This is a genomic window from Dietzia sp. WMMA184, from assembly GCF_002441635.1.
Taxonomy (GTDB): Bacteria; Actinomycetota; Actinomycetes; order Mycobacteriales; family Mycobacteriaceae; genus Dietzia; species Dietzia kunjamensis.
The window spans coordinates 1,702,746-1,728,421 of record NZ_NXEI01000001.1 but is presented as its reverse complement, the minus strand read 5'-3'; the positions used below and the strand labels follow the sequence as shown (position 1 = coordinate 1,728,421).

The 25,676-nt window shown below is 71.8% G+C and carries 20 protein-coding genes and 1 pseudogene; 14 read left to right on the top strand and 7 right to left on the bottom strand.

The window, feature by feature from the left end:
- Positions 1-29 precede the first annotated feature (29 nt).
- The 3 genes from ehuA to CK206_RS07915 all read left to right on the top strand — a co-directional run bounded on the left by ehuA (position 30) and on the right by CK206_RS07915 (position 3,018).
- On the top strand, positions 30-791 hold the full coding sequence (gene ehuA, locus CK206_RS07925; RefSeq protein ID WP_096906089.1) for an ectoine/hydroxyectoine ABC transporter ATP-binding protein EhuA: 762 nt from the start codon (positions 30-32) through the stop codon (positions 789-791).
- Positions 792-877: 86 nt separating this feature from the next.
- Positions 878-2,353, top strand: a complete 1,476-nt coding sequence (locus tag CK206_RS07920; protein WP_096906088.1) for an amidase — start codon at positions 878-880, stop codon at positions 2,351-2,353.
- Complete coding sequence (locus CK206_RS07915; RefSeq protein ID WP_069388851.1) at positions 2,350-3,018, top strand: GntR family transcriptional regulator; 669 nt, start codon at positions 2,350-2,352, stop codon at positions 3,016-3,018. Before CK206_RS07920 ends, CK206_RS07915 begins: the two co-directional genes overlap by 4 nt.
- A 29-nt stretch (positions 3,019-3,047) precedes the next feature.
- On the opposite strand, the gene CK206_RS07910 is transcribed toward CK206_RS07915, so the two are convergent.
- The gene (locus CK206_RS07910) at positions 3,048-3,662 is read right to left on the bottom strand and encodes a response regulator transcription factor (protein ID WP_096906087.1); all 615 of its coding nucleotides are present in this window, start codon (positions 3,660-3,662) and stop codon (positions 3,048-3,050) included.
- 97 nt (positions 3,663-3,759) lie between these two features.
- On the opposite strand from CK206_RS07910, the gene CK206_RS07905 reads away from it, so the two are divergent.
- Positions 3,760-4,032, top strand: a complete 273-nt coding sequence (locus CK206_RS07905) for a WhiB family transcriptional regulator (protein WP_167507195.1) — start codon at positions 3,760-3,762, stop codon at positions 4,030-4,032.
- 33 nt (positions 4,033-4,065) lie between these two features.
- Here CK206_RS07905 and CK206_RS07900 read toward each other — a convergent pair whose 3' ends face one another.
- Genes CK206_RS07900 through CK206_RS07890 form a run of 3 tightly spaced genes read right to left on the bottom strand, consistent with a single transcriptional unit; the run spans position 4,066 to position 9,856 of the window.
- Positions 4,066-5,529: an NAD-dependent succinate-semialdehyde dehydrogenase gene (locus tag CK206_RS07900; RefSeq protein ID WP_096906086.1), complete on the bottom strand. Its 1,464-nt coding sequence runs from the start codon at positions 5,527-5,529 to the stop codon at positions 4,066-4,068.
- A complete protein-coding gene (locus CK206_RS07895; RefSeq protein ID WP_254050518.1) occupies positions 5,526-8,570 on the bottom strand; it encodes an FAD-binding and (Fe-S)-binding domain-containing protein in 3,045 nt (1,014 codons plus the stop codon). Before CK206_RS07895 ends, CK206_RS07900 begins: the two co-directional genes overlap by 4 nt.
- Entirely contained in the window at positions 8,567-9,856 is a 1,290-nt protein-coding gene (locus tag CK206_RS07890) for an aspartate aminotransferase family protein (RefSeq protein ID WP_096906084.1), read from the bottom strand. Before CK206_RS07890 ends, CK206_RS07895 begins: the two co-directional genes overlap by 4 nt.
- An 87-nt stretch (positions 9,857-9,943) precedes the next feature.
- Here CK206_RS07890 and CK206_RS07885 point away from each other — a divergent pair, with 87 nt between their 5' ends.
- Both CK206_RS07885 and thpD read left to right on the top strand, forming a co-directional pair.
- Entirely contained in the window at positions 9,944-10,948 is a 1,005-nt protein-coding gene (locus CK206_RS07885; RefSeq protein WP_096906083.1) for a D-2-hydroxyacid dehydrogenase, read from the top strand.
- Between the two features lie 111 nt (positions 10,949-11,059).
- On the top strand, positions 11,060-11,923 hold the full coding sequence (gene thpD / locus CK206_RS07880; protein ID WP_096906082.1) for an ectoine hydroxylase: 864 nt from the start codon (positions 11,060-11,062) through the stop codon (positions 11,921-11,923).
- 56 nt (positions 11,924-11,979) lie between these two features.
- Here the strand turns inward: thpD and CK206_RS07875 are convergent, their stop codons facing one another.
- Positions 11,980-12,891, bottom strand: a complete 912-nt coding sequence (locus CK206_RS07875; RefSeq protein WP_067711690.1) for a LysR family transcriptional regulator — start codon at positions 12,889-12,891, stop codon at positions 11,980-11,982.
- Between the two features lie 153 nt (positions 12,892-13,044).
- On the opposite strand from CK206_RS07875, the gene CK206_RS07870 reads away from it, so the two are divergent.
- Positions 13,045-14,283 (top strand): Glu/Leu/Phe/Val dehydrogenase dimerization domain-containing protein, encoded by a 1,239-nt coding sequence (locus CK206_RS07870; RefSeq protein ID WP_096907353.1) that lies wholly within the window; start codon positions 13,045-13,047, stop codon positions 14,281-14,283.
- A 117-nt stretch (positions 14,284-14,400) separates the two neighbouring features.
- Here CK206_RS07870 and kstR read toward each other — a convergent pair whose 3' ends face one another.
- Positions 14,401-15,138, bottom strand: a complete 738-nt coding sequence (gene kstR / locus CK206_RS07865; protein ID WP_096906081.1) for a cholesterol catabolism transcriptional regulator KstR — start codon at positions 15,136-15,138, stop codon at positions 14,401-14,403.
- Positions 15,139-15,340: 202 nt separating this feature from the next.
- Here kstR and CK206_RS07860 point away from each other — a divergent pair, with 202 nt between their 5' ends.
- The 6 genes and pseudogenes from CK206_RS07860 (at position 15,341) to CK206_RS07840 (ending at position 22,666) form a co-directional block, all read left to right on the top strand.
- On the top strand, positions 15,341-17,512 hold the full coding sequence (locus CK206_RS07860) for an acyl-CoA dehydrogenase (RefSeq protein ID WP_096906080.1): 2,172 nt from the start codon (positions 15,341-15,343) through the stop codon (positions 17,510-17,512).
- A gap of 44 nt (positions 17,513-17,556) precedes the next feature.
- A pseudogene (locus CK206_RS20725) lies at positions 17,557-18,651 on the top strand (acyl-CoA dehydrogenase family protein); the annotation flags it as partial.
- A gap of 102 nt (positions 18,652-18,753) precedes the next feature.
- Positions 18,754-19,917, top strand: a complete 1,164-nt coding sequence (locus CK206_RS20720) for an acyl-CoA dehydrogenase family protein (protein WP_307872397.1) — start codon at positions 18,754-18,756, stop codon at positions 19,915-19,917.
- A 33-nt stretch (positions 19,918-19,950) separates the two neighbouring features.
- The gene (locus tag CK206_RS07850; protein WP_096906078.1) at positions 19,951-21,060 is read left to right on the top strand and encodes a bifunctional MaoC family dehydratase N-terminal/OB-fold nucleic acid binding domain-containing protein; all 1,110 of its coding nucleotides are present in this window, start codon (positions 19,951-19,953) and stop codon (positions 21,058-21,060) included.
- Positions 21,057-21,494, top strand: a complete 438-nt coding sequence (locus CK206_RS07845) for a MaoC family dehydratase (RefSeq protein ID WP_096906077.1) — start codon at positions 21,057-21,059, stop codon at positions 21,492-21,494. The genes CK206_RS07850 and CK206_RS07845 overlap by 4 nt, the downstream gene beginning before the upstream one ends.
- A complete protein-coding gene (locus CK206_RS07840) occupies positions 21,494-22,666 on the top strand; it encodes a lipid-transfer protein (protein ID WP_096906076.1) in 1,173 nt (390 codons plus the stop codon). The genes CK206_RS07845 and CK206_RS07840 overlap by 1 nt, the downstream gene beginning before the upstream one ends.
- A gap of 51 nt (positions 22,667-22,717) precedes the next feature.
- Here the strand turns inward: CK206_RS07840 and CK206_RS07835 are convergent, their stop codons facing one another.
- The gene (locus tag CK206_RS07835; protein ID WP_096906075.1) at positions 22,718-23,800 is read right to left on the bottom strand and encodes an alpha/beta hydrolase; all 1,083 of its coding nucleotides are present in this window, start codon (positions 23,798-23,800) and stop codon (positions 22,718-22,720) included.
- A gap of 191 nt (positions 23,801-23,991) precedes the next feature.
- Here CK206_RS07835 and CK206_RS07830 point away from each other — a divergent pair, with 191 nt between their 5' ends.
- Positions 23,992-25,644, top strand: a complete 1,653-nt coding sequence (locus tag CK206_RS07830; RefSeq protein ID WP_096906074.1) for an AMP-binding protein — start codon at positions 23,992-23,994, stop codon at positions 25,642-25,644.
- Positions 25,645-25,676: the final 32 nt, after the last annotated feature.

The window sequence follows — 25,676 nt, the reverse complement described above, 5'->3', positions numbered from 1 at the left end:
CGAGCACGCCGACAGGCGGCGAGTCGCCGATGGTGGTGTTCGAGAAGGTGGTCAAGCAGTTCGGCGACCACGTGGTCCTGGACCACCTCGACTTCACCGTGCAGCGGGGCGAGCGGGTCGCGCTGATCGGCCCCAGCGGGTCGGGCAAGACGACGATCCTGCGCCTGCTGATGACCCTCGAGGAGGCGAACGACGGCGTGATCTGGGTGGAGGGCGAACCCCTGACCCACCAGTTCAAGGGCGACAAGCTGGTCAAGGCCTCCCAGAAGCACCTGCGCGCCGTCCGCTCGAAGATCGGGATGGTGTTCCAGCAGTTCAACCTGTTCCCCAACATGACGGTGCTCGAGAACATCACCGAGGCGCAGATCCACGTCCTGGGGCGGTCCAAGGGGGAGGCGGTGGAGCGGGCACGTGAGCTCCTCGACACGGTCGGTCTCGCGGACAAGGAGAACGCCCACCCGACCACGCTGTCGGGCGGGCAGCAGCAGCGGGTCGCCATCGCCCGGGCGCTGGCGATGGATCCCGATATCCTGCTCCTCGACGAGGTCACCTCAGCTCTCGATCCCGAGCTGGTCGCCGACGTGCTCGGGGTGCTGCGGATGATCGCCGAGTCCACCGACATCACGATGCTCATCGTGACCCACGAGATGGGGTTCGCCCGCGACGTGGCCGACCGCGTGCTGGTGTTCGATCAGGGCAAGATCGTGGAGGAGGGCACCCCCGAGGCTATCTTCACCGATCCCAAGCAGGACCGGACACGCACGTTCCTCAAGGCCGTCCTCGAACGGTGACCCGCCCCGTGTGGCGTGACGCTTGACCGTGACCCGGCCGCCTGTAGGATTGTCGACAATCAGACGGTTCCATGGAAGGCGCGCCGATGACCCTGTCGCACACGGCCCTCGAACTGGCCGACGGCTACCGCCGGGGCGAACTCTCCCCGGTCGATGCCGCCGAGGAGGTGCTCACCGCGATCGATCGGGTCGACGGCGAGATCAACGCCTTCTGTCACGTCGATCGTGACGCGACGCTGACGGCCGCGCGGTCGTCCGAGGAGCGGTACCACCGTGGTGAACCGCTGAGCCCGCTGGACGGCGTCCCCACCACGATCAAGGACATCTTCTACACCCGCGGCGTCCCGACGCTCCGGGGTTCCCGGCTCCTGGCCGACAAGCCCGGTGCGTCCGATCCCGCCTCGTGGCCCGACGACGCCCCCGTCACCTCGGCGGTCGGTGAGGCCGGGTGCGTGGTGATCGGCAAGACCACCACCCCGGAGTTCGCGTGGAAGGGGGTCACGGACAACACGCTCACCGGGATCACCCGTAATCCGCACGACCCGGGCCTCACCCCGGGCGGATCCAGCGGCGGGGCGGCGGCCGCGGTCGCCGCCGGGCTCGGCCAGCTCGCACTGGGCACCGACGGCGGCGGGTCGGTGCGCATCCCCGCCGCGTTCTGCGGGATCGTCGCGCTCAAGCCCACCTACGGCGTGATCCCCATGTTCCCGTCCAGCCCGTTCGGCACGCTCGCGCACGCCGGGCCGATGACCCGCACGGTCGCCGACACGGCGGCGTTCATGGACACCCTGCTGCGTCCGGACCCCCGCGACTGGTCGGCGGTGCCGGCGCGCGCGACGACCCCCGGTCCGGGCGGGTACCTCGCCGCGGCCGTCGACGGCTCACGCGGGGACCGCCCACTCGAGGGACTGCGCGTCGCGTACAGTCCCGACCTCGGTTTCGGCACCACCGACCCGGAGGTCGAGCGGGAGGTCGGACGCGCGGTCGCCGTACTGGAATCGCTGGGAGCGCGGGTCGAGACGGTCGACCCCGGGATCACCGACCCGGTCGACGCGTTCCACGTCCTGTGGTTCGCCGGTCTCGCCGCGGTCCTCGCACCCCACGGGCCGGGCGCCGTCGACCACGTCGACCCGTCGATGCGCGAGGCGCTGGGGCGGTACCACGACTACTCCGCCGCCGACTATCTCGACGCCGTGGCGGTGCGGATGGCCCTGGGCGCGCGGATGGCAGACTTCCACCGGGCCCACGACATCCTCATCACGCCCACCACGCCGATCGCCGCCTTCGCTGCGGGATCGGACGTGCCGCCGGGCTGGCACAGTCCCGACTGGACATCGTGGACGCCGTACACCTATCCGTTCAACATGACCCAGCAGCCGGCGCTGAGCGTCCCCTGCGGGACGACCGACGCGGGCCTTCCCGTGGGGTTGCAGGTGGTGGGGGCGCGGTTCGAGGACCGACTGGTGATCCGGGTCGGTGCCGCACTCGAGGCCGCGCTCGGTCAGGTCGTGCCCACCCCGCGGGTCCACGCGGCGGAGCGGCCGGGGGACGGTCGGCCGTGATCGACTCGACCGCGGGACTGGAACCCGTCGTCCAGGAGTCGACGCCGTCCCTCATCGCGCGCGCTCTGCGGAGGGGCATCGCGGACGGCTCGCTGGCCCCCGGGACACAACTGGGCGAGGCCGCTCTCGCACGCTCGCTCGGCGTGAGTCGCGGCCCGCTGCGCGAGGCGATGCAGCGGCTCACCCAGGAGGGGTTGCTCGTCTCGCACCGCAATCGCGGACTGTTCGTCGCCGACCTGACGCCCGACGCCGTCGAGGACATGTACCTGCTGCGGACGACCATCGAGACCGGTGCTCTGGAGCGGGTGCTCGATCTGGGTCTGGGGGAGGCCACTGCCGACGCCCTCGACGCGGCCGTCGACGCCATGGCGGCGCTGGCCGACGAACCCCGGTCTGCGGCCATGGTGGCGGCGGATCTGGACTTCCACCACGCGCTGGTGGAGGCCGCGCGGAGCCCGCGGTTGTCGCGGGTGCACGAGACCGTGGTGGTGGAGACGAGTATGTGCCTCCACGCGATGCGCAGCACCTATACCGACGCCGCGTCCAGGCTCACGGAGCACCGCGCGATCGCGGACGCGGTGCGCTCGGGCGACCGACTCCGGGCCCGGACGTTGCTCGTCGACCACATGCGGGACGGGCTGGCCAGGGTCAGCGAGGGCGCGTAGCTCGGGGGACGGCGGTCAGGGCACGGAGCTCAGTGGCTCGACCCGAGGCCGTTCCGCAGTGCCCACGCCACGGCCTGCGGCCGGGTCGTCACCCCGATCTTGCGGTAGGCGTCCCGGATGTAGGACTTCACGGTGTTGATCGACAGGTAGCAGGCCGCGGTGATCTCCTCGTTCGACCGGCCCTGGGTGATGAGCGCCAACATCTCCGCCTCCCGGGGGGTCAGGCCCACACCGCCAGTGGGCCACGGCGCGGCCGGCCCGGAGTCCTCCCGGTCGATCACCGTGACGCGCTCACCGGCAGCGATGCGTTCGATACCGCTGACCAGCTCGTCCCCGATCAGGGACTTGGCGAGAAAACCCCGGGCCCCGGCCGCCAGCGCCTCGTCGACGGCCTTCGGATCGGTGATGAACGAGTAGACCGCCACCGCGCCGATCTGCGGGTCACGGGCGAGTTCGGCGCACCGCTGCTGCCACCCGGGGCCGGAGCCGAAGGTGTCGAACAGGGCGACGTCGACCGGCGTGGCGACGTCGGTCGCGTGATGGGTCGGCACCACGTGCACCCGGTCGGCGTACGGACCCAGCAGGGCCTCCACACCGGCGACGACCAGCGAGTAGTCGTTGACCACCGAGACCCGGACCTTCATGAAGGGACATTAGCAGTTGTGACCCATCCCACCCCTGGGGGTGTGCCGAATCCCCCGGGGACATCGGAAGCTGGACCGGACGGCGAGGGGAACCATGATGCAGACAGCGATGACCAGACTCGACGATCGGTGGGCGTGGGCCGACTCCGGGATGTGCCGCGAGATCCCGGACCTCTTCTACAACTCGGAGGACGAGGCCAAGTCGACGCGGCGCCGCAAGGAGGCCGCCGCCAAGAAGCTCTGCGGGCAGTGTCCCGTCATCGACGCGTGCCGCCAGCACGCGATGGCCCAGCGTGAGCTGTACGGCGTCTGGGGCGGGATGACCGAGGCCGAGCGTCACCGCCGGGCCGGCCGCGTGCGCACCGGCTAGGGGAGCCAGCGGGTCGGCTCGGTTCGGGTCGGCTCAGCGCACGGGGATCGCGACCAACTTGGTCTCGACGAACTCTTCGATCCCGCTGAGCCCGCCCTCGCGCCCCAGCCCGGACTGCTTGATGCCGCCGAACGGGGCGGCCGGGTTGGACACCACGCCGACGTTGATGCCGACCATGCCGGCCTGGAGCCGCTCGGACATGGTCATGGCGCGGTCGAGGTTCTCGGTCATCACGTACGAGACCAGGCCGAACTCGGTGTCGTTGGCCAGTGTCACGGCCTCGTCGTCGGTGTCGAACGGCACGAGGGCGGCGACGGGGCCGAAGATCTCGGTCGACATCAGTTCGGCGTCCGGAGTGACACCGGTGAGAACGGTGGGCGGGTAGAAGTAGCCGGGCCCCTCGAGGCGCGAGCCGCCGGTCAGCACCTCGGCCCCGCGCTCCACGGCGTCGTCGACCAGGTCCACGACCTTGGTGACGGCCTTTTCCTCGACCAGGGGGCCCACGTCGGTGCCGTCGGTCGTGCCGTCGCCCACGGTCAGGGCGGACATCTTCTCGGTCAGGCGCCGACCGAACTCGTCCAGTACCGAGCGGTGCACGAGGATCCGGTTGGCGGACGTGCAGGCCTCGCCCATGTTGCGCATCTTGGCGGCCATCGCCGCGGCGACGGCGGTGTCCATGTCCGCGTCCTCGCAGACCACGAACGGCGCGTTGCCGCCGAGCTCCATGGAGGTGCGCAGCACCCCGCGCGCGCACTGCTCGAGGAGCGTGCGGCCGACGGGCGTGGATCCGGTGAAGGACAGCTTGCGGGCGATGCCGGAGTCGATCCACGGCTCCACCACGCCGCCGGCGTCGGTCGTGCACACCACGTTGAGGACGCCGCCGGGCAGCCCCGCCTCGCGCAGGAGGTCCACCACGTACAGCGAGGTCAGCGGCGTGAGGTTGGCGGGCTTGAAGACCATGGTGCAGCCGGCGGCGATGGCGGGTCCGATCTTGCGGGTGGCCATGGCCAGGGGGAAGTTCCACGGGGTGATGAGGATGCACGGTCCCACGGGCTCGTGGGTGACCATGAGCCGGGTCTTGCCGTCGGGGGAACGGCGGGCGTCGCCGCGGATGCGGCAGGCCTCTTCGGAGAACCAGCGGAAGAACTCGGCGCCGTAGGTCACCTCGCCCTTCGCCTCGGCCAGTGGCTTGCCCATCTCGGTGGTCATGAGCAGCGCCAGCTCGTCGGCGCGCTCGACGATCAGCTCGTAGGCCCGGCGCAGGATCTCGGCCCGCTCGCGGGCGGGGACCGCCGCCCACGACGGCTGGGCGCGACCGGCGGCCTCGATCGCGGCGGCGGCATCACTGGCCCCACCGTCGGCGATGGTCGCGATCGCCTCACCGGTCGCGGGGTTGACCACGTCGAACGTCGCGCCGGAGGCGGCGTCGCGCCAGGCCCCGTCGACGTGGATGCCGGTCCCGAGGGCACCGATGATGTCGGTTGCGGAGCGGGTCATGTGGGCCTCCTGGTGGGTGCGGGTCTGGGGTCGGGACGGGGGTCGGGGTCGAGCAGTTCGAACAGGTGACGGCCGGCGCGGCCGGGTCCCGTGGTGGGGTCGCCGGCGCCGAGGTGATCGACCTGGGTGGCGCACGAGAACCCGTCGGTGAGGACGGGGGCGTCGGTGTCGGCGCGCAGGGCGGGGGCGAGGGCGAGTTCGGCGACGGCCGCGGTGACGGTCTCGTGGCCGGCGGTGAAGCCGAAGTCGCCGGCGACGCCGCAGCAGCCGGTCGCCTCGCGGACCGAGCCCACGCCGAGGGCGGTGAGCGTGGCGCGTTGGACGCGGTTGCCGAAGGTCGCGTACTCGTGACAGTGGGTCTGGACGGTGACGCGGTCCGGGGGCGCGCCGCCGGGCCACGCGGGGGCGCGGCCCTCGGCGGCGAGTCGGCCGAGGTGGTCGGCGGAGGAGCGGACACGGGCGGCCACGCGGCGTGCGGCGTCCGCGTGGGGGGTGTCGGCGAGCAGGCGGGGGAGGTCCTCGCGGAGGGTGGCGGCGCAGGAGGGTTCGACGACGACGACGGGGACCTCCTCCCCGCCCGGCCCGCGGATCGCGTCGAGGCGGCGCGCGGTCGAGGTCATGGTGCGGCGTGCGGCGTCGAGTCGGCCGGTGGTGACGTGGGTCAGCCCGCAGCACTGGTCGGCCGTGCAGGCGACGGAGGTGTGCGTGCCGCCCAGCACGCGGGCGGCGGCGCCGGCGACCGCGGGGCGCAGTCCGCGGGTGAACGAGTCGAGGAACAGCACGACCTCCGCGGAGGTGCGCCCCGGCTCCGGTTCGCGGACGGTCCACACGCTCTCCGGGACTCGGGCGAGCTCCTCGCGCAGCTGACGGGCGGTCGCGAAGCGGGGCAGGGTGCGCTCGGTGCTCAGGCCGCCCATCCGTGCCGCGGCGCGGCCGGCGCGGGTCCCCAGCAGGGCGTTGATCGGCCCGGCCGCGCGGACGGTGCCGCGCAGCCACAGCGGGAGCAGGCCCAGGGAGTAGTGGGCCGTCGGTCGCACTCGACGCGTGTAGCGACGGTGCAGGGCCTCGGACTTGAAGGTGGCCATGTCGACGCCGGTCGGGCAGTCCGAGGAGCACGCCTTGCACGCGAGGCACAGTTCGAGCGACTCCTCGACGGCCGGGTCGTCGATCGGCAGGGTGCCGCGGACCACCTCCTGCAGGACGCGGGCCCGACCGCGGGTGGAGTCCTTCTCGTCCCCGGTGGCCCGGAAGGACGGGCACATCACACCGCCGGAGGTGGTGCGACAGCGGCCCACGCCGATGCAGGCCTGGACCGGGTGGGCGCCGTCCGGCGAGGTGAGCAGGCCCAGGTCGCGTCGGCCCACCCCGGCCAGGGCCAGATCGGCGTCGAGGGGCCGGGTGGCGGTCAGGCCGCCCGGGGCGAGGATCCCCGCCGGGTCCCAGAGTCCGGCGAAGCGGGCGAAGGCGTCCAGCATCTCGGGCGAGTACATCACCGGCAGCAGCTCGGAGCGGGCGCGGCCGTCGCCGTGCTCCCCGGACAGCGACCCGCCGTGCCGCACCACGAGGTGGGCGGCGTCGGTGCAGAACGCGCGCATGACGGCCCGGCCCGCCTCCGAGCGCAGGTCGAAGCTGATGCGGATGTGCATACAGCCCGCCCCGAAGTGCCCGTACATGACGCCCGTGAGCTCGTGCCCGGCCAGGAGATCCCGGAAGTCGGCGAGGTAGTCGGCGAGCCGCTCGGGGGCGACGGCGGAGTCCTCCCAGCCGGGCCAGGACTCGATGGTCGCGCCCGTCGCCGGATCGGTCAGCCTCGAGCTCAACCCCGCGCCGTCCTCGCGCACCCGCCACAGGTCCGCGCGGGCCACGGGATCGGTCACGACGAGGACCTCGAGAGCGTGGCCGTCCCGCGTCAGCTCGTCGGCCAGTTCGGCCACCCGGGCGTCGAGCCCACGACCGCCGGCGCCGGCCTCGTCGTCGTCACCCCCGTCGTCGCCCCCGTCGTCGTCACTCCCGTCGTCATCGAGTTCCACGAACAGCCACGCGTGGCCGCGCGGCAGCTCGGCGACCGAGTCCGCGCCGCGCCGCTCCCGCATCGTCGCGACGATCACCTCGTCGATGCCCTCTACGGCTGTGGGGCGGTGTCGCAGGATGGCTGGCACGTCCCGCGCAGCGTCCACCACGTCGGCGTACCCCACGACCGCCAGCCCGGTGCGCGCGGAACGGGGGACGGCCCGCACGGTCGCGGCGGTGACGATCGCGCACGTGCCCTCGGAGCCCACGAGGGACCGCGCCACGTCGAAGCCCTCCTCGGGCAGCAGGTGACGCAGGTGGTAGCCGGACACCTGGCGGGGGAGGCGGCCGAGTTCGGTGCGGATGGCGGCCAGGTGGTCGGCGGTCAGGTCCTGCAACCGTGTGGTGAGGTGCTCGGCGCGGGCGGCGGCGGGCGCGTCGGCCGGATCGGTGGCCTCGACGCCGCTGCGGGTGGCGGTGAGGCGCAGTCCGTCGGCGGTGACGATCCGCAGCGCCTCGACGTGGTCGGCGGTCCGGCCGTGGCGCACGGAGTGGTTGCCGCACGCGTCGTTGCCGATCGCGCCGCCCAGGCAGGCGCGGGACTGGCTCGAGGGGTCCGGGGCGAAGGTCAGGCGGTCGCCCGTGGCGGCGTGGACGGCCTCGCGCAGGGCCGTGAGCACGGTGCCGGCCTCGGCGGTGACGGTCCCCGCCGCCTCGTCCACCTCGAGGACCCGGTTCATGTGCCGGGACAGGTCCAGGACCAGGCCGGTGCCGATCGCGTTCCCGGCCATCGACGTGCCGCCGCCACGGGCGGTCGCGGGAACCCCGAGCCGGTGACACACGGCCAGGGCGGCGGCGACCTCGCTCTCCGACCGCGGGAACAGCACGGCGGCGGGCACGACCCGGTAGTTCGAGGCGTCGTAGGAGTACTCGGCGATCCGGCGGGGGTCCGACTCGGGCGCCAGACCCGCGTCCACGAGCGCGCCGACGAGCGCCCGCCCGGGGGCGTCCGGTGCGACGTGGGAGGTCACGCCGCCCCGTCGCACACCCGGTGCACGGCGCGGGTGAAGCGCTCGACACCAGCGTCCACCTCGTCGGCGGTCACCACCAGCGCGGGGATGAGGCGCACGACCGAACCGGTCGGGCCGCAGGTCAGGGTGAGCAGGTCCTCGTCGATGCACGCCTGCTGCACCGCCGCGGCCAGGCGGGCGGCCTCGAGCGCACCGGAGCTGCCGGCGGGCGCGCCTGCGTCGCCGAACTCGACGCCCAGCATGAGCCCGGTCCCGCGGATGTCGCAGATCTCGCCCACGTCGCCGAGGGTACGCCGGAGCCCGTCGAGAAGCTGGGTTCCGCGGGCGGCGGCGTTGTCCACCAGGCCTTCGCGCTCGACCACGCCGAGGGTGGCGACCCCGGCCGCCGCGGCGACCGCGTTGCCGCCGTAGGTGCCGCCCTGCGACCCCGGCCAGGCCTTGGCCATGAGGGCGGAGGGTGCGGCGATCGCGGAGATGGGGAAGCCCGAGGCGATGCCCTTGGCGGTGATGATGATGTCCGGCACGAGCCCGTCGGTGTGCTGGTGACCCCAGAACCGGCCGGTGCGCCCGATGCCGGCCTGGACCTCGTCGAGGATCAGCAGCGCGCCGGTCCGGTCGGCGCGCTCGCGCAGTCCCTCCAGGTAGCGCGGGGGAGTGGCCATGTACCCGCCGTCGCCCAGCACGGGTTCGATGAGGAAGGCCGCGATCTCGCGGGCGTCGACCCGGGTGGCCATGAGGTAGTCGAGCTCGGCCAGCGCGAAGTCGATCGCGTCGTCCTCCGTCCACCCGTGGCGCAGGGCGTGCGGGAACGGGGTCATCACGACTCCACCCATGAGCGGGGAGAACCCGGCGGAGAAGCGGGTGCCCGCGGTGGTGAGGCTGGCGGCGGCGACGGTGCGGCCGTGGAAGCCGCCCTGGACGGTGACGATGTTGGGCCGGCCGGTGGCCATGCGGGCCAGCCGGACCGCGGCCTCGACTGCCTCGGATCCGGAGTTGGCGTAGAAGACCGAGTCGATCCCCTCGGGCAGGTGCTCGCCCAGCTTCTCGGTGAGCTCCAACAGCGGCTGGTGCATGACGGTCGTGTACTGCGCGTGGATGATCTTCCCGCACTGCTCGCGTGCCGCGGCGACCACGGCGGGGTGGCAGTGGCCGGTGCTGGTCACGCCGATGCCGGTCGTGAAGTCCAGGTAGTCGCGGCCGTCGGTGCCGTGGATCCACGAGCCGAGGGCGTGGTCCACCACGACGGGCGTGGCCTGCTTGAGATGGGGCGACAGGTGCGCGGTCATGGGTGCCAGTGTGTGGCGCGCCACGGTCGATTGTCAACAATCCGACGATCCTGGTTCGCGTGAGGGCCGGCGCGTTACGGTGGGGCCATGACGCAGCCGCACCGCGACCCGGGCAACCACGACCCGGGCACCCGGCCGACCGTCGTCGTCCTCACCGCGGACGGCGTCGAGCCCCCCACCACCCTCGCGCTGATCCGCGAGCTCGCCGACGTGCGCGAGTGCACGGCCGACACCCTCGCGCAGGCTCTGCCCGGGGCCGAGATCCTGCTGGTGTGGGACATCTTCTCCGACGCCCTGGCCTCCGCCTGGCACGCCGCCGACGCGCTGCGGTGGGTCCACGTGGCCGCCGCCGGGGTGGACAAGCTCCTCTTCGACGAGCTGCGCGACTCCGACGTGCTGGTCACCAACGCCCGCGGGGTCTTCGACGGGCCGATCGCCGAGTACGTCCTGGCCTGCGTCCTGGCCCACGACAAACGGCTCCACGAGACCGAGGCGCTGCAGCGCGCGGGTCGGTGGCGCCACCGCGAGACCACCCGGGTGGCCGGCCGGCGCGCCCTGGTGGTGGGCACCGGCGGTATCGGACGGGCCACCGCGCGGCTACTGCGGGCGGTCGGGCTCGACGTCAGCGGGGCCGGACGTCGACCGCGCGACGACGACGAGGACTTCGGCCGCGTCCTGGATTCCGCGCACCTGTCCGAGCATCTCGGCGACGTGGACCATCTCGTCATGGTGGCGCCGCTGACCGACGCGACCCGGGGGCTGCTCGGCCCCGCGGAACTGGCCGCCCTGCCCGACGGCGCCCACGTGGTGAACGTCGGTCGCGGAGAGCTGGTCGATCAGGAGGCCCTCACGCGCGAGATCGGGACGGGCAGGCTCTCGGCGCACCTGGACGTCCTCGTCGTCGAACCCCTCCCCGACGGTGACGTGCTCTGGACCCTCGACGGCGCGCACATCAGTCCCCACATGTCCGGCGACGTCGTGGGGTGGCGGGACACACTGTCCGGGCAGTTCCTCGACCACCTGCGCACGTGGGTCGGCGGCGGGACCCCCGGCCCGATTGTGGATAAAGGTCGAGGATACGTCAGCGGCTGAGCGGTTGTCCGTGGTCATCTCGACGGATACGGTCGGCTCCGCGAGGGGTGGCACCCCTCGCTTTTCCCGAGTCAGCCGGGGTTTTCAGGCTGAGGAGAGAAAGGAGTCGTAATGACCATTGCCGTAGATGACTACCAGTCCCGCGTGAGCGGGCGACCGGAGATCGTCGAGCGCCGTGACCCCGTCCTGTGGGGACGCAGCGAGGATCCCGAGGTCCTCCAGTTCGGCGAGCGCGGCTACATCCAGCGTGAGGGCGCACTCGACCGGCAGCGGATCGACGCCTGCCTGGCCGAGATCGACCGCATCGGATCCGATCCACAGATGGCCGGCGACCCCCGGATCATCCGCGAGGCCGGCAGCGAGGCCGTCCGTTCGATCTTCGACGTCCACGACCTGAGTGAGGTCGTGTGGGAGGCGGTCGAGCGATCCGGCGCGATCGACCTGGCCCGGCAGATCCTCGGCTCGGACGTCTACGTCCACCAGAGCCGGCTCAACTACAAGCCCGGATTCGCCGGCGGCGCCTTCTACTGGCACTCGGACTTCGAGACCTGGCACGCCGAGGACGGTATGCCCCGGCCGCGTGCGTGCAGCGCCTCCCTGGCGCTCACACCCAACGAGACCTACAACGGGCCCCTGATGATCATGCCGGGCACGCACAAGTACTACGTGCAGTGCGCGGGTGAGACTCCGGAGAACTACTACAAGGAATCGCTCGTCTCTACGTCGCCGAAGATCGGCGTCCCGTCCGAGGAGCACATCTCCGAGATGTACGAGCGCCACGGTCTCGACGTGCTCACGGGCGGGGCGGGATCGATGACGATGTTCGACTGCAACGCCCTGCACGCCTCGGGCGGCAACATCACGCCGCTGCCCCGGGCGAACGTGTTCATCGTGTTCAACAGTGTGGAGAACGAGTTGACCGAGCCGTTCGCGGGCACCCCGCCGCGGCCGGACTTCCTCGCGCGCCGGCCCTGAGCCGGACACCGGTGCCGGGCCCCGCGGGTGCGGGACCCGGCATCGGTGCGCCGGAGTCAGGCGGGGTCCAGGCCGACCTCGCGCGCGCCGTCGGTGAACGCCTCGACGAACGCCTGCAGTGGTCGCCGCCGGGCGTCCCGACGGCGATAGGTGATCGACACCGTCCTGGTGAGCTCGTCGGTCAGGGGAATCACCTCCACGTCCGCGCCGAAGGTGCTCAGCCCGAGGTCGGAGGCCAGGGTGACCCCGAGGCCCGCGGCGACCAGGGACAGCGCCGTGGACTGCTCGCCCGCCTCGTGCCGCACGTCGGGTTCGAACCCCGCCTCGCGACAGGCGATCCGCACCGCGCGACCGAAGTGCGACCGCGGGTGCGCGACGACCCACGGCGCCCCGGAGAGGTCGGCCAGCGACAGTCGGGTCGAGTCCACGAAGCCGCGGGGGACGACCGCGTGCAGTGACTCCCTCGCGATGGGCACCCGCACCAGGTCGGTCACGTCCGCCATCACGTAGCTGGAGTAGTCCAGCACGAACGACAGATCGAGCGAGCCGTCCCGGACCGCGCCGGTGGTGTCCTCCGGGGCGAGCTCCCGGGTCCGCACCACGATGCCCGGGTGGTCGCGCGCCAGGATCCGCATCCCGGCGGGCAGCAGCGTGACGGCCACCGACGCCCACACCCCGGCGGTGAGGTTCGTGCCGACGCCCGCACGGGCCGATTCCATGGCGTGACCGGCGTCCTCCACGGCGGACAGGATCGTCCGCGCGTGCCCGGCCAGTATGAGCCCCGCCTCGGTCAGCGCGAGCCCGCGACCCCGCTTCTCGAACAGCGGGGTCCCCGCCTCCCGCTCGAGCAACGAGAGTTGCTGCGACACGGCCGAGACGGTGTACCCCAGCGCGGCCGCGACCGCGGTGACGGTGCTGCGGCGCTCCAACTCGGCGAGCAGCCGTAGCCGGTGCAGTGACGGCTCCATTCCCCGAGCGTAGGAGCGCGCGGCCGCATCGTGCAGGAAAAGTGAACGGTCAGGTCCACGAAGTCTCGCTGGACCCCCGGGACGCATGCTCGCATGCTGGGGACATCCCCGCCGGACCCGCCGGCGGACGAGGTCGCCGAGGAGGCGAGCACCATGACGTCCATCGAGATCCCGGGCACCACCGGTCATACCGGGTCAGCCCCCCAGACCGTGCCCGCCGCTCCGGAGAGCGCGAGCCGATCGAGCCGTGAGCCCTACCTGCGACTGCACTGGGAGGACGAGGAGACCGGGGCGCGGGGTTACCTCGTGGTCGACACCCTCGTCGGCGGTCTGGCCACCGGCGGGACCCGTATGCGCGCCGGGTGCACTCTCCGCGAGGTCGAGGACCTGGCCCGCGGAATGACCCGCAAGACGGCGGCGTTCGACCTGCCCATCGGCGGGGCCAAGGGCGGCATCGACTTCGACCCCAAGGACCCCCGCGCCATCGACGTGCTCGGCCGGTTCTGCGAGGCCATGCGGCCGTTCCTCGACCGACACTGGGTCACCGCCGAGGATCTGGGCGTCCCGCAGCACCTGATCGACGAGGTGTTCGCCCGACTGGGGATGCGGCAGTCCTATCACGCGGCGATCGAGCGGTCGGCCGATCCCGCCGCCACCGCCGACCGGATCTTCCGCGGGCTGAACGCCGGGGTTCCGGGCGGGCTGCTCGGCGATGTGATCGGTGGCTACGGGGTCGCGCAGGCGTGCCTCGCGGCGGCGTACGTCCGGGGCTGGGACATCGAGCGCACCTCGGTGGCCGTCCAGGGCGTGGGCACGATGGGGGGCGGCGCCGCGTGGTACCTCCACGAGGCCGGCATGCGCGTCGTCGCACTGGCAGACGCCGCCGGCACCCTCTACGACCCGGCGGGACTCGACGTCCCGGCGCTGCTGGCGACCCGCGACCGCTTCGGGGAGATCGACCGCTCGGCCGTCCCCGCCCGGGTGCAGCGGTTGGACCGCGACCGGATCCTCGGCATGGACGTGGACGTGCTCGTGCCCGCCGCCGTCTCGTACGCCATCACCGCGGACAACTGCACCGAGGTCACCGCATCGATCGTGGTCGAGGCGGCCAACGCCGCCACCACGGCCGACGCGGAACTCGACCTCACGGCCCGCGGGATCGCGGTGCTGCCGGACTTCGTCGCCAACGCCGGTGCCGTCGCCTGGGCGTGGTGGTTGATCCTCGGGGAGGTCGACGACCAGCCGGAGAGTTCGTTCCTCCGCCTGGGCCGCGAGATGACCGCCAAGGTCGCCGACCTGCTCACCGGCTGGGATCCGAGCCGGGGCCCGCTGCGGTGGATCGCCGACGTCTCCGGGCCGGTCCGGACGGTGCCGCCGGTCGTCGTGCCCTGACCGCCCCCTACGCAACCGCCCGGGCCCGTCGCCCCTCGACATGGCGTCTCGCGTGCCCCGATGGGCAGGCGAGACGCCATCTTCGGGAGCGGTTGCGGTGCCGCTCTGGGCGGGTTGTCAGCCGGCTGAGTCTCTGCCCTCTCCGATCTCGCCGGGGTCGGAGTCCGAGTCTGTGTCGTGGCCGTTGCCGATCGCGGTGTGCATCCGGGCCCGGCGGGGAGAGTCGTCGCTGCCCAGCAGCAGATCGATGGTGAGACCGAGCCTGGTGGCGACCTCGGCGGCCGACGACCTGCGGGTCAGCCACGACACGAGGTTGGACATCCACACGTCGGAGACGACCCGGGCGATCGAGAGCTGCACCTCGTCCGGGGTGCCCTGGGCCATCGCGCGGGCGAGGATCCGGTCCATGTAGAAGCCGACCTCCTCGACCTCGTTGGCCACGGAGGCGTCGGCGAACATGAAGGCGCGCGTCATCGCCTCGGTGAGGTTCGGGTCGCGCTGCATGGACTTGGTGATCATCTCCACCACGACCTTCATCCGCTCCTGCGCGGTGTCGCCGGGCGGGGCTGACCGCTCGGTGCGCTGGTCGAGCCGACGGAACTCACGGGCGAGCGCCGAGACCAGCAGGTGCACCTTGGACGGGAAGTACCGGTAGAGGGTGCCCACCGCGACCTCGGCCTTCTCGGCGACGGCACGCATCTGCACGGCCTCGTAGCCGCCCTTGGCGGCCAGGGCGAGGGTCGCGTCCAGGATCCGCCGACGGCGCTCGCGTTGCGACGACGTGGTGGGCTCGTCGCTCCGGGCGGCGGGGTCCGGCGCGGCGGCGGTACGGGTCCCGGCTGAGCTCTTGGTCATGGAGGCGAAACCTTCTGCGCTGGTCGGATCGGGTCGGCGGGGCATCCCGGCGGGCTGGGGCGGGACCCGGGTGTGCGTCGGGGACCCTTCTGGTGCATTCTAGAACACGATACCTAGAACACGTTCTATTATGGCGTGGAGCGCGCGGGTCAGCGGGCCCGCGCCGAGTACGGAAATCCCGTCGCGCCCGAGGAGCCCAGCAGTGAGTATCGCCACCACCCCGGATCAGACCGAGATCCAGAACTCGATCAAGGCCTGGGCCAGGTCCGCCGATCCCGTGGCCACGGTACGCGCCCAGGAAGACGATCCGGAAGCCTGGACGGCCTTGTGGCCCCAGCTCGCCGAACTCGGACTGTTCGGCGTCGCCATCGCGGAGGAGCACGGTGGCGCCGGCGCCGAGATCGTCGACCTGGCGTGCATGCTCGAGGAGGCCGCGGCGAAAATGGCGCCCGGCCCGGTCCTGTCCACCGCGCTGACCGGTGTCCTGGTCTCGCGCGCAGGCGGAGCCGTCGCCAACGCGCTGGGTGAGACGATCGCCGAGGGCGGCCTGCCCGTCGGGGTGTGCCTGGGCATCGGCACCGCGACCTTGGACGGGTCGGGGGAGATCACGGGCGATCCCGGCGTCGCCTACGGCGGCACCCCCGGCGGAGGGTTGCTGCTGCCCGTCGAGGTGGACGGCGCCACCCGCTGGGCGCTTCTCGAGGCGGGCACGCCGGGGCTCACCGTCACCCCGGCGACCCCGTACGACATCTCGGCGTCGATCGGCCACGTCAGCCTGCAGGGCGTGACGATCCCGGCCGACCGCGTCCTCGAGGGCGTCACCACCGCACACGTCCACCAGTTGTTCGTCACCCTGGCCGCCGCCGAGGCCGCGGGCGTCGCCGACTACACGCTCGCCACCGCGGTGGACTACGCCAAGATCCGCGAGCAGTTCGGGCGCACGATCGGCTCGTTCCAGTCCATCAAGCACCTCGCCGCCGACATGCTGTGCCGCACCGAGCAGGTCCGCGCGCTGGCGTGGGACGCCGCCGTCGCGGCGGAGGACCTCACCGCCACCGACTCCGAGCTGCCCGTCGCCGCCGCGGTCGCCGGGGCGCTGGCCTTCGACAACGCCGTGCGCAACTCCCAGGACTGCATCCAGATCCTCGGCGGTATCGGCTTCACCTTCGAGCACGAGGCCCACTTCTACATGCGGCGCGCGAGCGCGCTGCGCCAGATCATCGGCGGCTCCGCCCGCTGGCGACGCAGCCTGGCCGAGCTCACCCTCGCCGGCAGGCGCCGCCACCTCGACATCGACCTGTCCGAGATCGACGGGCTGGACGCCAAGCGCGAGGAGATCCGCGCCCTGGTGGCGAAGGTCGCGGCCGTGGAGGGCGACGAGCGCAAGCGTGCCCTCGCCGACACGGGCCTGTTCATGCCGCACCTGCCCGAGCCGTGGGGCCTCGGTGCCAGCCCGGCCGAGCAGCTGCTCATCGACGAGGAACTCGAGGCCGCCGGAGTCACCCGCCACGACATCACGATCGGCGGCTGGGCGGTGCCGACCATCCTGCAGGCCGCCCCCGAGCACGCCGATCTGCTGGTGCGCGACACGATGGCCGGGAAGATCAGGTGGTGCCAGCTGTTCTCCGAGCCCGGCGCCGGCTCCGACCTCGCCGCCCTGCGCACCACCGCCGAGAAGGTCGACGGCGGCTGGAAGCTCAACGGACAGAAGGTGTGGACCTCCCTGGCCCGCGAGGCCGACTGGGCGATGTGCCTGGCCCGGACGGACTCCGGCGCCCCCAAGCACAAGGGCATCACGTACTTCCTCGTGGACATGCGCTCCGAGGGCATCCGCACGCGACCCCTGCGCGAGATCACCGGTGAGGCGTTGTTCAACGAGGTCTACCTCGAGGACCTCTTCGTCCCCGACGAGTTCCAGGTGGGCACGGTCAACGACGGCTGGAAGATCGCCCGCACCACCCTGGCCAACGAGCGCGTGGCCATGGGCGGTGGCTCGTCGCTCGGCGACGCGGCGGAGGAGATCATCGGGCTGATCAACGCAGCCGGTGTGGCCGACGACGCGCTCGTGCTCGACGAGTTCGGCAAGCACGTCGCCGACGGCGTCGTCGGAAACCTCCTCGACCTGCGCACCGCGCTGCGCAGCCTCGCCGGCTCGGGCCCGGGCGCCGAGTCCTCGGTCCGCAAGATCGTGGGTGTGCGCCACCGTCAGGACATCGCCGAGTTCGGTCTGCAGCTCACCGGCGCCGGCGGCGTCGAATTCACCGAGCAGGGACGCAAGTTCCTCATGGTCCGCTGCCTGTCGATCGCCGGTGGCACCGAGCAGGTCCTGCTCAACGTCGTCGGCGAGCGCATCCTCGGCCTGCCCAGGGACTAGTTCGAGCACGTGACCGACCCCCTCCCGATTAAGGACTGACCCCCGTGGACTTCACCCGTACCGAGACCCAGGCTGCCGTCGCCGAGGCGGTGGCCGGCGCACTGTCGACGGCCGCCCCGGCCGAGGAACTGCTCACCGCGCTACCCAGCCGCGGCGTGGACGACGCCGGCTTCGACGAGCGACTGTGGGCGGCGTTCGCCGAGTCCGGTCTGCTCTCCCTGGGCCTGCCCTCCGCCCTCGGCGGGGACGACCTCACGCCCGCCGACATCGCGGTGGTGCTCGAGGAGGTCGGCCGCGCCGGAGTGGTGATCCCCGTCCTGGAGACCCTGGGCTTCGGCGTGGCGCCGATCGTCGCGCTGGGCACCCCCGACCAGCAGGCCCGGCTTCTCGAGGGCATCGAGGACGGCCGCATCCTCACCGCCGCCGTCGCCGAGCCCGGACGCCCACTGCCGCTCGAGCCCACCGTGCGGCTCGAGGGTGGGAAGCTCACCGGGACCGCCACGTCGGTGCGGTACGCGGCCCAGGCCCGTTCGGTCCTCGTGCCGGTGTCCACGTCCGGGGGCGCCGCACTCGTCGTCGTCGCCCCCGACGCCCCGGGCGTCACCCTGACGCCCACCCTCGGCTCCCTGGGGGTGCCCGAGTACGCGATGCGGTTCGAGGCCACCGGGGTCGACGACGACGACGTGCTGCGCGGCTCGGGATCGGAACCCGTCCTCGAGGTGTTCCGACGTCTCGTCCTGTCCGCCTGTATCGCGCACGGGGACGGTCTCATCGGCGGCGCGCTGGAGATGACGGCCGGCTACCTCAAGGAACGTCAGCAGTTCGGCAAGGCGCTGGGGTCGTTCCAGGCGGTCCAGCAGGAGCTCGCGGACGTGTACATCGTCTCGCAGACGCTCCACGTGATCGCGCAGTCGGTGTCCTGGCGGATCTCCGAGGGGGTGGCCGGGTCCGGGGACCGCTACGAGTCCGACCCCACGATCGGCGCCTACTGGCTGGCGGCCGAGGGCCCGCGGGCCGTCCAGCTCCTGCACCACCTGCACGGCGGCGTGGGCGTGGACGTCACCTACCCCATGTTCCGATACGCCTCGGCGGTCAAGGACCTGGCACGGTTCGTCGGCGGCGCGCAGCTGCACCTCGACGCGCTCGGTGCCGCGCTCGCCGCGGACCCGGTCGACAGGATCGAGGCGGGCGGTGCCGCCCCCGCCGCGGACGCCACCCCGGCCGACGCCGACGGCGCGTTCATCGACCTCACGCCCGAACAGCGCGCACTGCAGGCCGAGCTGCGCGAGTACTTCTCGACGCTCATCTCGCCGGAGGAGGCGGCGGACATCGCCACCACCCGTCACGGCGACACCTACGCCGAGATCATCACGCGCATGGGCCGCGACGGCTGGCTGGGCGTGGGCTGGCCCGCCGAGTACGGCGGCAAGGGCTTCGGCCACATCGAGCAGCAGATCTTCACCAACGAGGCCACGCGTGCGGACGTGCCGCTGCCGTCGGTGACGCTGCAGACCGTGGGCCCGACCCTGCAGAAGTACGGCAGCGAGGCGCAGAAGGCGAAGTTCCTGCCCGGCATCCTCGACGGGTCGATCCACTTCGCGATCGGCTACTCCGAGCCCGACGCCGGCACCGACCTGGCCGCCCTGCGCACGACCGCGAGGCGTGACGAGGCCACCGGCGACTGGATCATCAACGGTCAGAAGATGTGGACCACCGGTGGCCACCACGCCGACTACATCTGGTTGGCCGCCCGCACCGGGACCCCGGACTCGCGCCATCGCGGGCTGACGATCTTCATCGTCGACACCACCGACCCCGGATTCTCGTTCACCCCGATCATCACCTGCGACGGCGCCCATCACGTCAACGCCACCTACTACTCGGACGTGCGCGTCCCGGCGGACATGGTGGTGGGCGAGGTCGACGGCGGCTGGAAGATGCTCACCACCCAGCTCAACCACGAGCGCGTCATGCTCGCGCCGTCCGGGCGTCCGGGCGGGTACTACGACGAGCTGGCCGCCTGGGCCCGCGGCACGGGCCCGGACGGGGTCCGCCACCTGGACCGGCCCGAGGTGCGGCGCGGACTCGCGGAGATCTTCGCGATCGTCCGGCTCAACGAGCTGCTCAACTGGAAGGTCTCCTCGGTGGGCGAGAACCCGTCGATGGGCGACTCCGCGGCCTCGAAGGTGTTCTCCACCGAGGAGATCCAGCACGTCGGCCGGATCGTCGAGGAGCTGCTCGGCCGTTTCGGCGACCCCACCGATCCCGACACCGCGGCGCTGCAGCGCTGGTTCGACATGATGAACAAGCGCAACGTGGTGATCACCTTCGGCGGCGGTGTCAACGAGGTCATGCGCGAACTGACCTGCATGGGTGGCCTCGGCATGCCCCGCACCGCCCGCTAGAGACCATCCCCCTGATCCACCGAGAAGGTACCCATGAGTGACGAGCAGGCCGCCCGTATCCTCGCCGCCGCCGAGGAGGTCCGCGCCGCCGGCGGGAGCGCCCGCCGTGCGGGCCGCGACCCGATCAACACGCCGATGATCCGGAACTGGACCGAGGCGATCGGTGACACCAACCCCATCTACTCCTCCGAGGAGGCCGCACGCGCGGCCGGACACGGCGGACCGGTCGCACCGCCGGCCATGGCGCAGGTGTGGACCATGCGCGGGCTCGGGAAGACCCGTGAGGCCGACGACCCGCTGGGTCGGATGACCGACCTCCTCGACGCCGAGGGCTTCACCTCGGTCGTCGCGACCAACTGCGACTCCACCTACCACCGATACACCCGCCCGGGCGAGGAGGTGACCATCGAGTCCGTCCTGGTGGACGTGGTCGGCCCCAAGACCACGGGCCTGGGGGAGGGCTGGTTCTTCACCACCCGCAACTACTGGCGCGTCGGTGACGAGGTCGTCGCGGAGATGGACTTCCGCATCCTCAAGTTCCGCCCCGCGGCGAAGCCCGCCGAGCCCGCGCCGGCGCCCGCCGAGCCCGAGCCGGCGCCCGCCGACCAGATCGTGGCCAGCTCCGGCTCGGCCACCGACGACCTGGTGGTGGGCAAGGTCCTGCGCCCGTCGGTCTCGCACGACACGCAGTTCTTCTGGGCCGGCGTCGCCGCCCACGAGCTGCGCATCCAGACCCGCGAGGACGGCTCGTTGCAGCACCCGCCCGTCCCGGCGCTGTGGAAGGACAAGTCCGAGCAGACCGATTACGTGGTCTCCTCCGGCCGCGGCACCGTGTACAGCTTCGTGGTCCATCACGCCCCGCGCGTGCCGGGCCGCACCAGGTTCCCGTTCGTCATCGCGCTGGTGGAGCTGGAGGAGGGAGTGCGCATGCTCGGCGAGCTGCGCGACATCGAGCCGGCGGAGGTCCGGATCGGCATCGAGGTCGAGGTGGAGTTCCTCGACATGCCCGGCGACTCCTCCGCCGACGCCGCGTTCGGCACCGACCCGTGGACGCTGTACGCCTGGCGCCCGGCCGGCGCACGCCCTGTCGACCGTCAGGAATCCGCGGGGTCACCCGCAAGGACCGAAGGGGCCGTCAAGTGAGCGAGCACCGTACCGTCTGTCCGGCCACCCCGCCCGCCGTGGCGGTGGGGGGCCGGCTCCCCGAGCTGACCATCGAGGGCACACCGACGTTCATCGTGGCGTCCGCCCTGGCGACTCGGGACTTCCAGGACGTCCACCACGACCGCGACCTGGCCCACGCCAAGGGGTCCAAGGACATCTTCGTCAACATCCTCACCGACACCGGTCTGGTACAGCGGTTCGTCACCGACTGGGCGGGCCAGCGCGCCCGCATCACGTCCATCAAGCTGCGCCTGGGCGTGCCCTGGTACGCCTACGACTCCCTCACCCTCGCCGGCGAGGTGACCGGGGTCGACGACGACGGGCTGGTCACGCTGAAGATCGTCGGCACCGACTCGCTGGGCGCGCACGTCACCTCCACGGCGACCCTCTACATGAACGGAGACCCGGCCTGATGAGCTCTCTCTCAGACAAGGCGGCGATCGTCGGCATCGGCGCGACCGACTTCTCCAAGGACTCCGGCCGCTCCGAGCTGCGGCTGGCCGCCGAGGCCGTGCAGGCGGCCGTCGCCGACGCCGGGCTGCAGCCCTCGGACGTCGACGGCCTGGTGTCGTTCACCATGGACACCAACACCGAGATCGCGGTGGCCCGGGCCGCCGGGATCGGCAGCCTGAACTTCTTCTCCCGCATCCACTACGGCGGCGGCGCGGCGTGCGCGACCGTGCAGCAGGCCGCGATGGCCGTGGCGACCGGCGTGGCCGAGGTCGTGGTCTGCTACCGCGCATTCAACGAGCGCTCCGGGATGCGCTTCGGCCAGGTCAACTCGGCGCTGGTGCAGCAGGTCAACTCCTCCGGCACGGACAACGCCTTCTCCTACCCGCACGGCCTGTCCACCCCGGCCGGGTTCGTGGCCATGGTCGCGCAGCGCTACATGCACGAGTACGGCGCCACGAGCGAGGACTTCGGCCGGGTCGCGGTGGTCGACCGCAAGCACGCCGCGGCCAATCCCGCCGCGTTCTTCCACGGCAAGCCGATCACGTTGGCCGACCACCAGAACTCGCGGTACATCGCCGAGCCGCTGCACCTGCTCGACTGCTGCCAGGAGTCCGACGGCGGTCAGGCGATCGTGGTGACCACGCCCGAGCGGGCCCGTGACCTGCCGAACCGGCCGGTGTCGATCGCGGCGGCGGCGTCCGGGTCCGGGCCGGACCAGTACATCATGACCTCGTACTACCGCCCCGAGCTCGCGGGACTGCCGGAGATGGGGATCGTCGGCAACCAGCTCTGGGAGCAGTCCGGGCTGCGCCCCGACGACATGGACATGGCCGTCCTTTACGACCACTTCACCCCGTACGTCCTCATGCAGCTCGAGGAGCTGGGCTTCTGCGGTCGCGGTGAGGCCAAGGACTTCGTCCGCGAGCCCGGCGCGCTCGAGGTGGGCGGACGGCTGCCGCTCAACACCCACGGCGGCCAGCTCGGGGAGGCCTACATCCACGGGATGAACGGCATCGCCGAGGGCGTCCGTCAGCTCCGCGGTGACTCGGTCAACCAGGTCCCCGGCGCCGAGAAGCTCGTCGTCACCGCGGGCACCGGCGTGCCCACCTCGGGCCTGGTGCTCACCGTCTGACGGCGGCCTCGGGGCGGGCTGCCGCCCTCGGGCGTGGCCTGCCCGAGTGGCTCAGCCCCGCAGGCAGCCGCGCACGAACGATCCGATGTCCCGCACCGCGATCTTCGCCTCGGGGACGAGGGGGTGGAAGACCTGGAACACGTGGAACTGGTGGGGCCACAGCTGGAACTCGTGGCGCACCCCGTGCTCGGCGAAGTTCTCGGCCATCTTCTCGATCCCCCCGCTGAAGATCTCCTCGCCGCCGCACTGGATGAGGAACGGCGGCCAGTCGGGCGAGGGCTCGTAGTTGATCGGGGAGATCGCCGGATCGTCCGTGTCCACACCCGGTGCGTACTGGCGACGACACAGTTCGGCCAGGCCCAGCGCGAGGAAGGGGTCCTTGCGCGCCCGGTCCCGCGCGGTCATGTCGGTGAAGTCCAGGTCGACCCACGGGGAGAGAAGGACGACGCCGGCGGGCATCGCCGCCCCGGTCCGCTCGAGGTGGGCGACCAGCTGCATCGCCAGATTGCCCCCCGCGGAATCTCCGGCGACCACGATGTTCTCGGCCGGGAAGCCCATCTCCAGCAGCCACTCCCACCCGGCGATCGTGTCCTCGGTGGCTGCCGGGTGCGGGTGCTCCGGGGCGAGTCGGTAGTCCGGCAGGAACACGGGGACGCCGGTCTCGCTGGCGATCCTCGACGCCAGGGCCTTATGCGACCACGGCGATCCGAACGTGAAGCCACCCCCGTGGATGTGGAAAATGACCTTGTCCGAGTCGAAGAAGCGTTTGCGGCCCACCCAGAGGCCGGGCACGGGCCCGTCCCCGGACCAGTCGTTGGTGCTCTCCAGGGCGGCCGCCCGCCCGGCGCCGGAGGTCAGCGCACGCAGGCGGCCGAGCGAGACGTCCGTCGCGGGCATCCTGTCCAGCGCCGGGCGGACGAACATCCGCAGCCCTCCCGCGAGCCCGCGGGACCGCAGAGTGCCCTGCTCGGACGGGCCGTGCAGGGTCGGGCCGCGCCGCCGCGAGGGCCGGTCGGCCTCCCGCGCCGACGAGCGACGGCCATCCTGCGGCACGTCACCCGACCCCGTCGAACGCGGCAGCCGGAGACCGCCGTCGTACGGCGGGCCGGGATTTCTGGACCGTGATCCGCTCATGTTCGCAATGTAGGCCCTCCCCGGCCCCACCGCTGCAGCGACCTGCCGGTGCGGCCGCCTATAGTGAATAGAACCTGTTCCAGCAATCTGGAATCGGCGCAGGTCAGACCGGCGTCTGGACATGAGAACAAGTTCAGGTCACAATGTGAGAGACGACACAGTTAGCCCCCCGCGTGCAAAGGACCCGCCCGATGACTGATGCAGCAGCCGACCAGTCCACCGATCCCCTCGCCGGGACCAATCCGGAGATGAACGAGGCCGCCGTCTTCGAGGCCGTGGCCGACAAGATCCCGGACAACCTCCTGCTCACGATGGACGGGGTCGACTACACCTACCGTCAGATCGACGAGCTCGCCAACCGGATGGGTCATCTCCTCAAGGCCCACGGTGCGGAGCCGCAGAGCCATATCGCGCTGTACATGAAGAACAGCGCCGAGCACATGGCGGCCATCGTCGCGGCCATGAAGATCCGGGTGGCCGGGATCAACGTCAACTACCGCTACACCCCGGCCGAGCTGGTCTACCTGTTCAACGACTCGCAGTCGGTCGCCGTCCTGGTCGACGCGGAGTTCGCGGAGACCATGGCCGCCGCCGTGCCCAAGCTCGAGACCGCCCGCACGGTCCTCGTCGTGGGTGGCGTCCCGCAGGTCCTCGCCGACGCCTGCGCCGAGAACGGCCTGACGGTCGTCGACGTGGACGCCGAGCTGCCGGGACAGTCTGCGGAGCGCGACTTCGATCCCGTGCGCGGCGACGACCACTGGATCGTCTACACGGGCGGCACCACCGGGTTCCCCAAGGGCGTCCAGTGGCACATGTCGGACTACTACTACGCGTGCCTGTCCGGCGGTAACCCGTACGGCGACAAGCGGCACAGCCCGCAGGAGGTCGCGGACAACGTCTCGCCCGAGGGCGGTTTCAAGATCGTCATCTCGGCCCCGCTCATGCACGGCGCCGGCCTGTTCACCCTGCTGACCTTCGTCAACCTGGGCGGCCACCTGGTCATGTTCCGCGACTTCGACGCCGAGGTGATCGTGGACGCGACCGCCGAGTACAAGGCCCAGCTGCTGATGTTCGTCGGCGACGGCATGGCGGTCCCGATCACCGATGCCCTGCTCGCGGCCAAGGAGACCAAGGACTTCAGCGCCATGTTCATGGTCGCGTCCGGCGGCGGCATCTGGTCCAAGACCTCCCGCGACCGGCTGATCGAGGCGTTCCCGAACGTCATCATCCGCGACAACTTCGGCGCGTCCGAGACCGGCAACGACGGCGAGATGAACCTCAACGAGCAGGGTGAGATGCTCCTGGCCCCCACCCCGCGCCTCGGGGTGATCGACGAGTCGAACCGTCCGATCACGCCCGGGTCGGACGAGGTCGGGTACATCGTCCGACGCGGCCACGTCCCCCTCGGCTACTGGAACGATCCGGAGAAGACCGCCAAGACCTTCCCGGAGGTCGGTGGCCAGCGGGTGGCGGTGCTCGGTGACATGGGCCAGATCCGCGAGGACGGGACCATCGTCTTCCTGGGCCGCGGCTCGGGTTGCATCAACACCGGTGGCGAGAAGGTGTTCCCGGAGGAGGTCGAGCAGGCGCTCAAGGCGCACCCGGCCGTCCATGACGCGCTGGTCGCCGGTGCTCCCGACGAGCGGTACGGCCAGAAGGTCGCCGCGGTCGTGTCGTTCCGCGAGGGCATGTCGGCCGAGCAGGAGGAGCTCTCGGTGTTCCTGCGCGAGTCCCTGGCGAACTACAAGGTCCCCAAGGTGATCGTCGACGTCCCCGAGATCCGACGCTCGCCCGCGGGCAAGGCCGACTACAAGTGGGCCAAGGAGCGGATCTCGAGCAACTGACGCCTCACGGTGTCGCCCCTGTCGCCCACCCG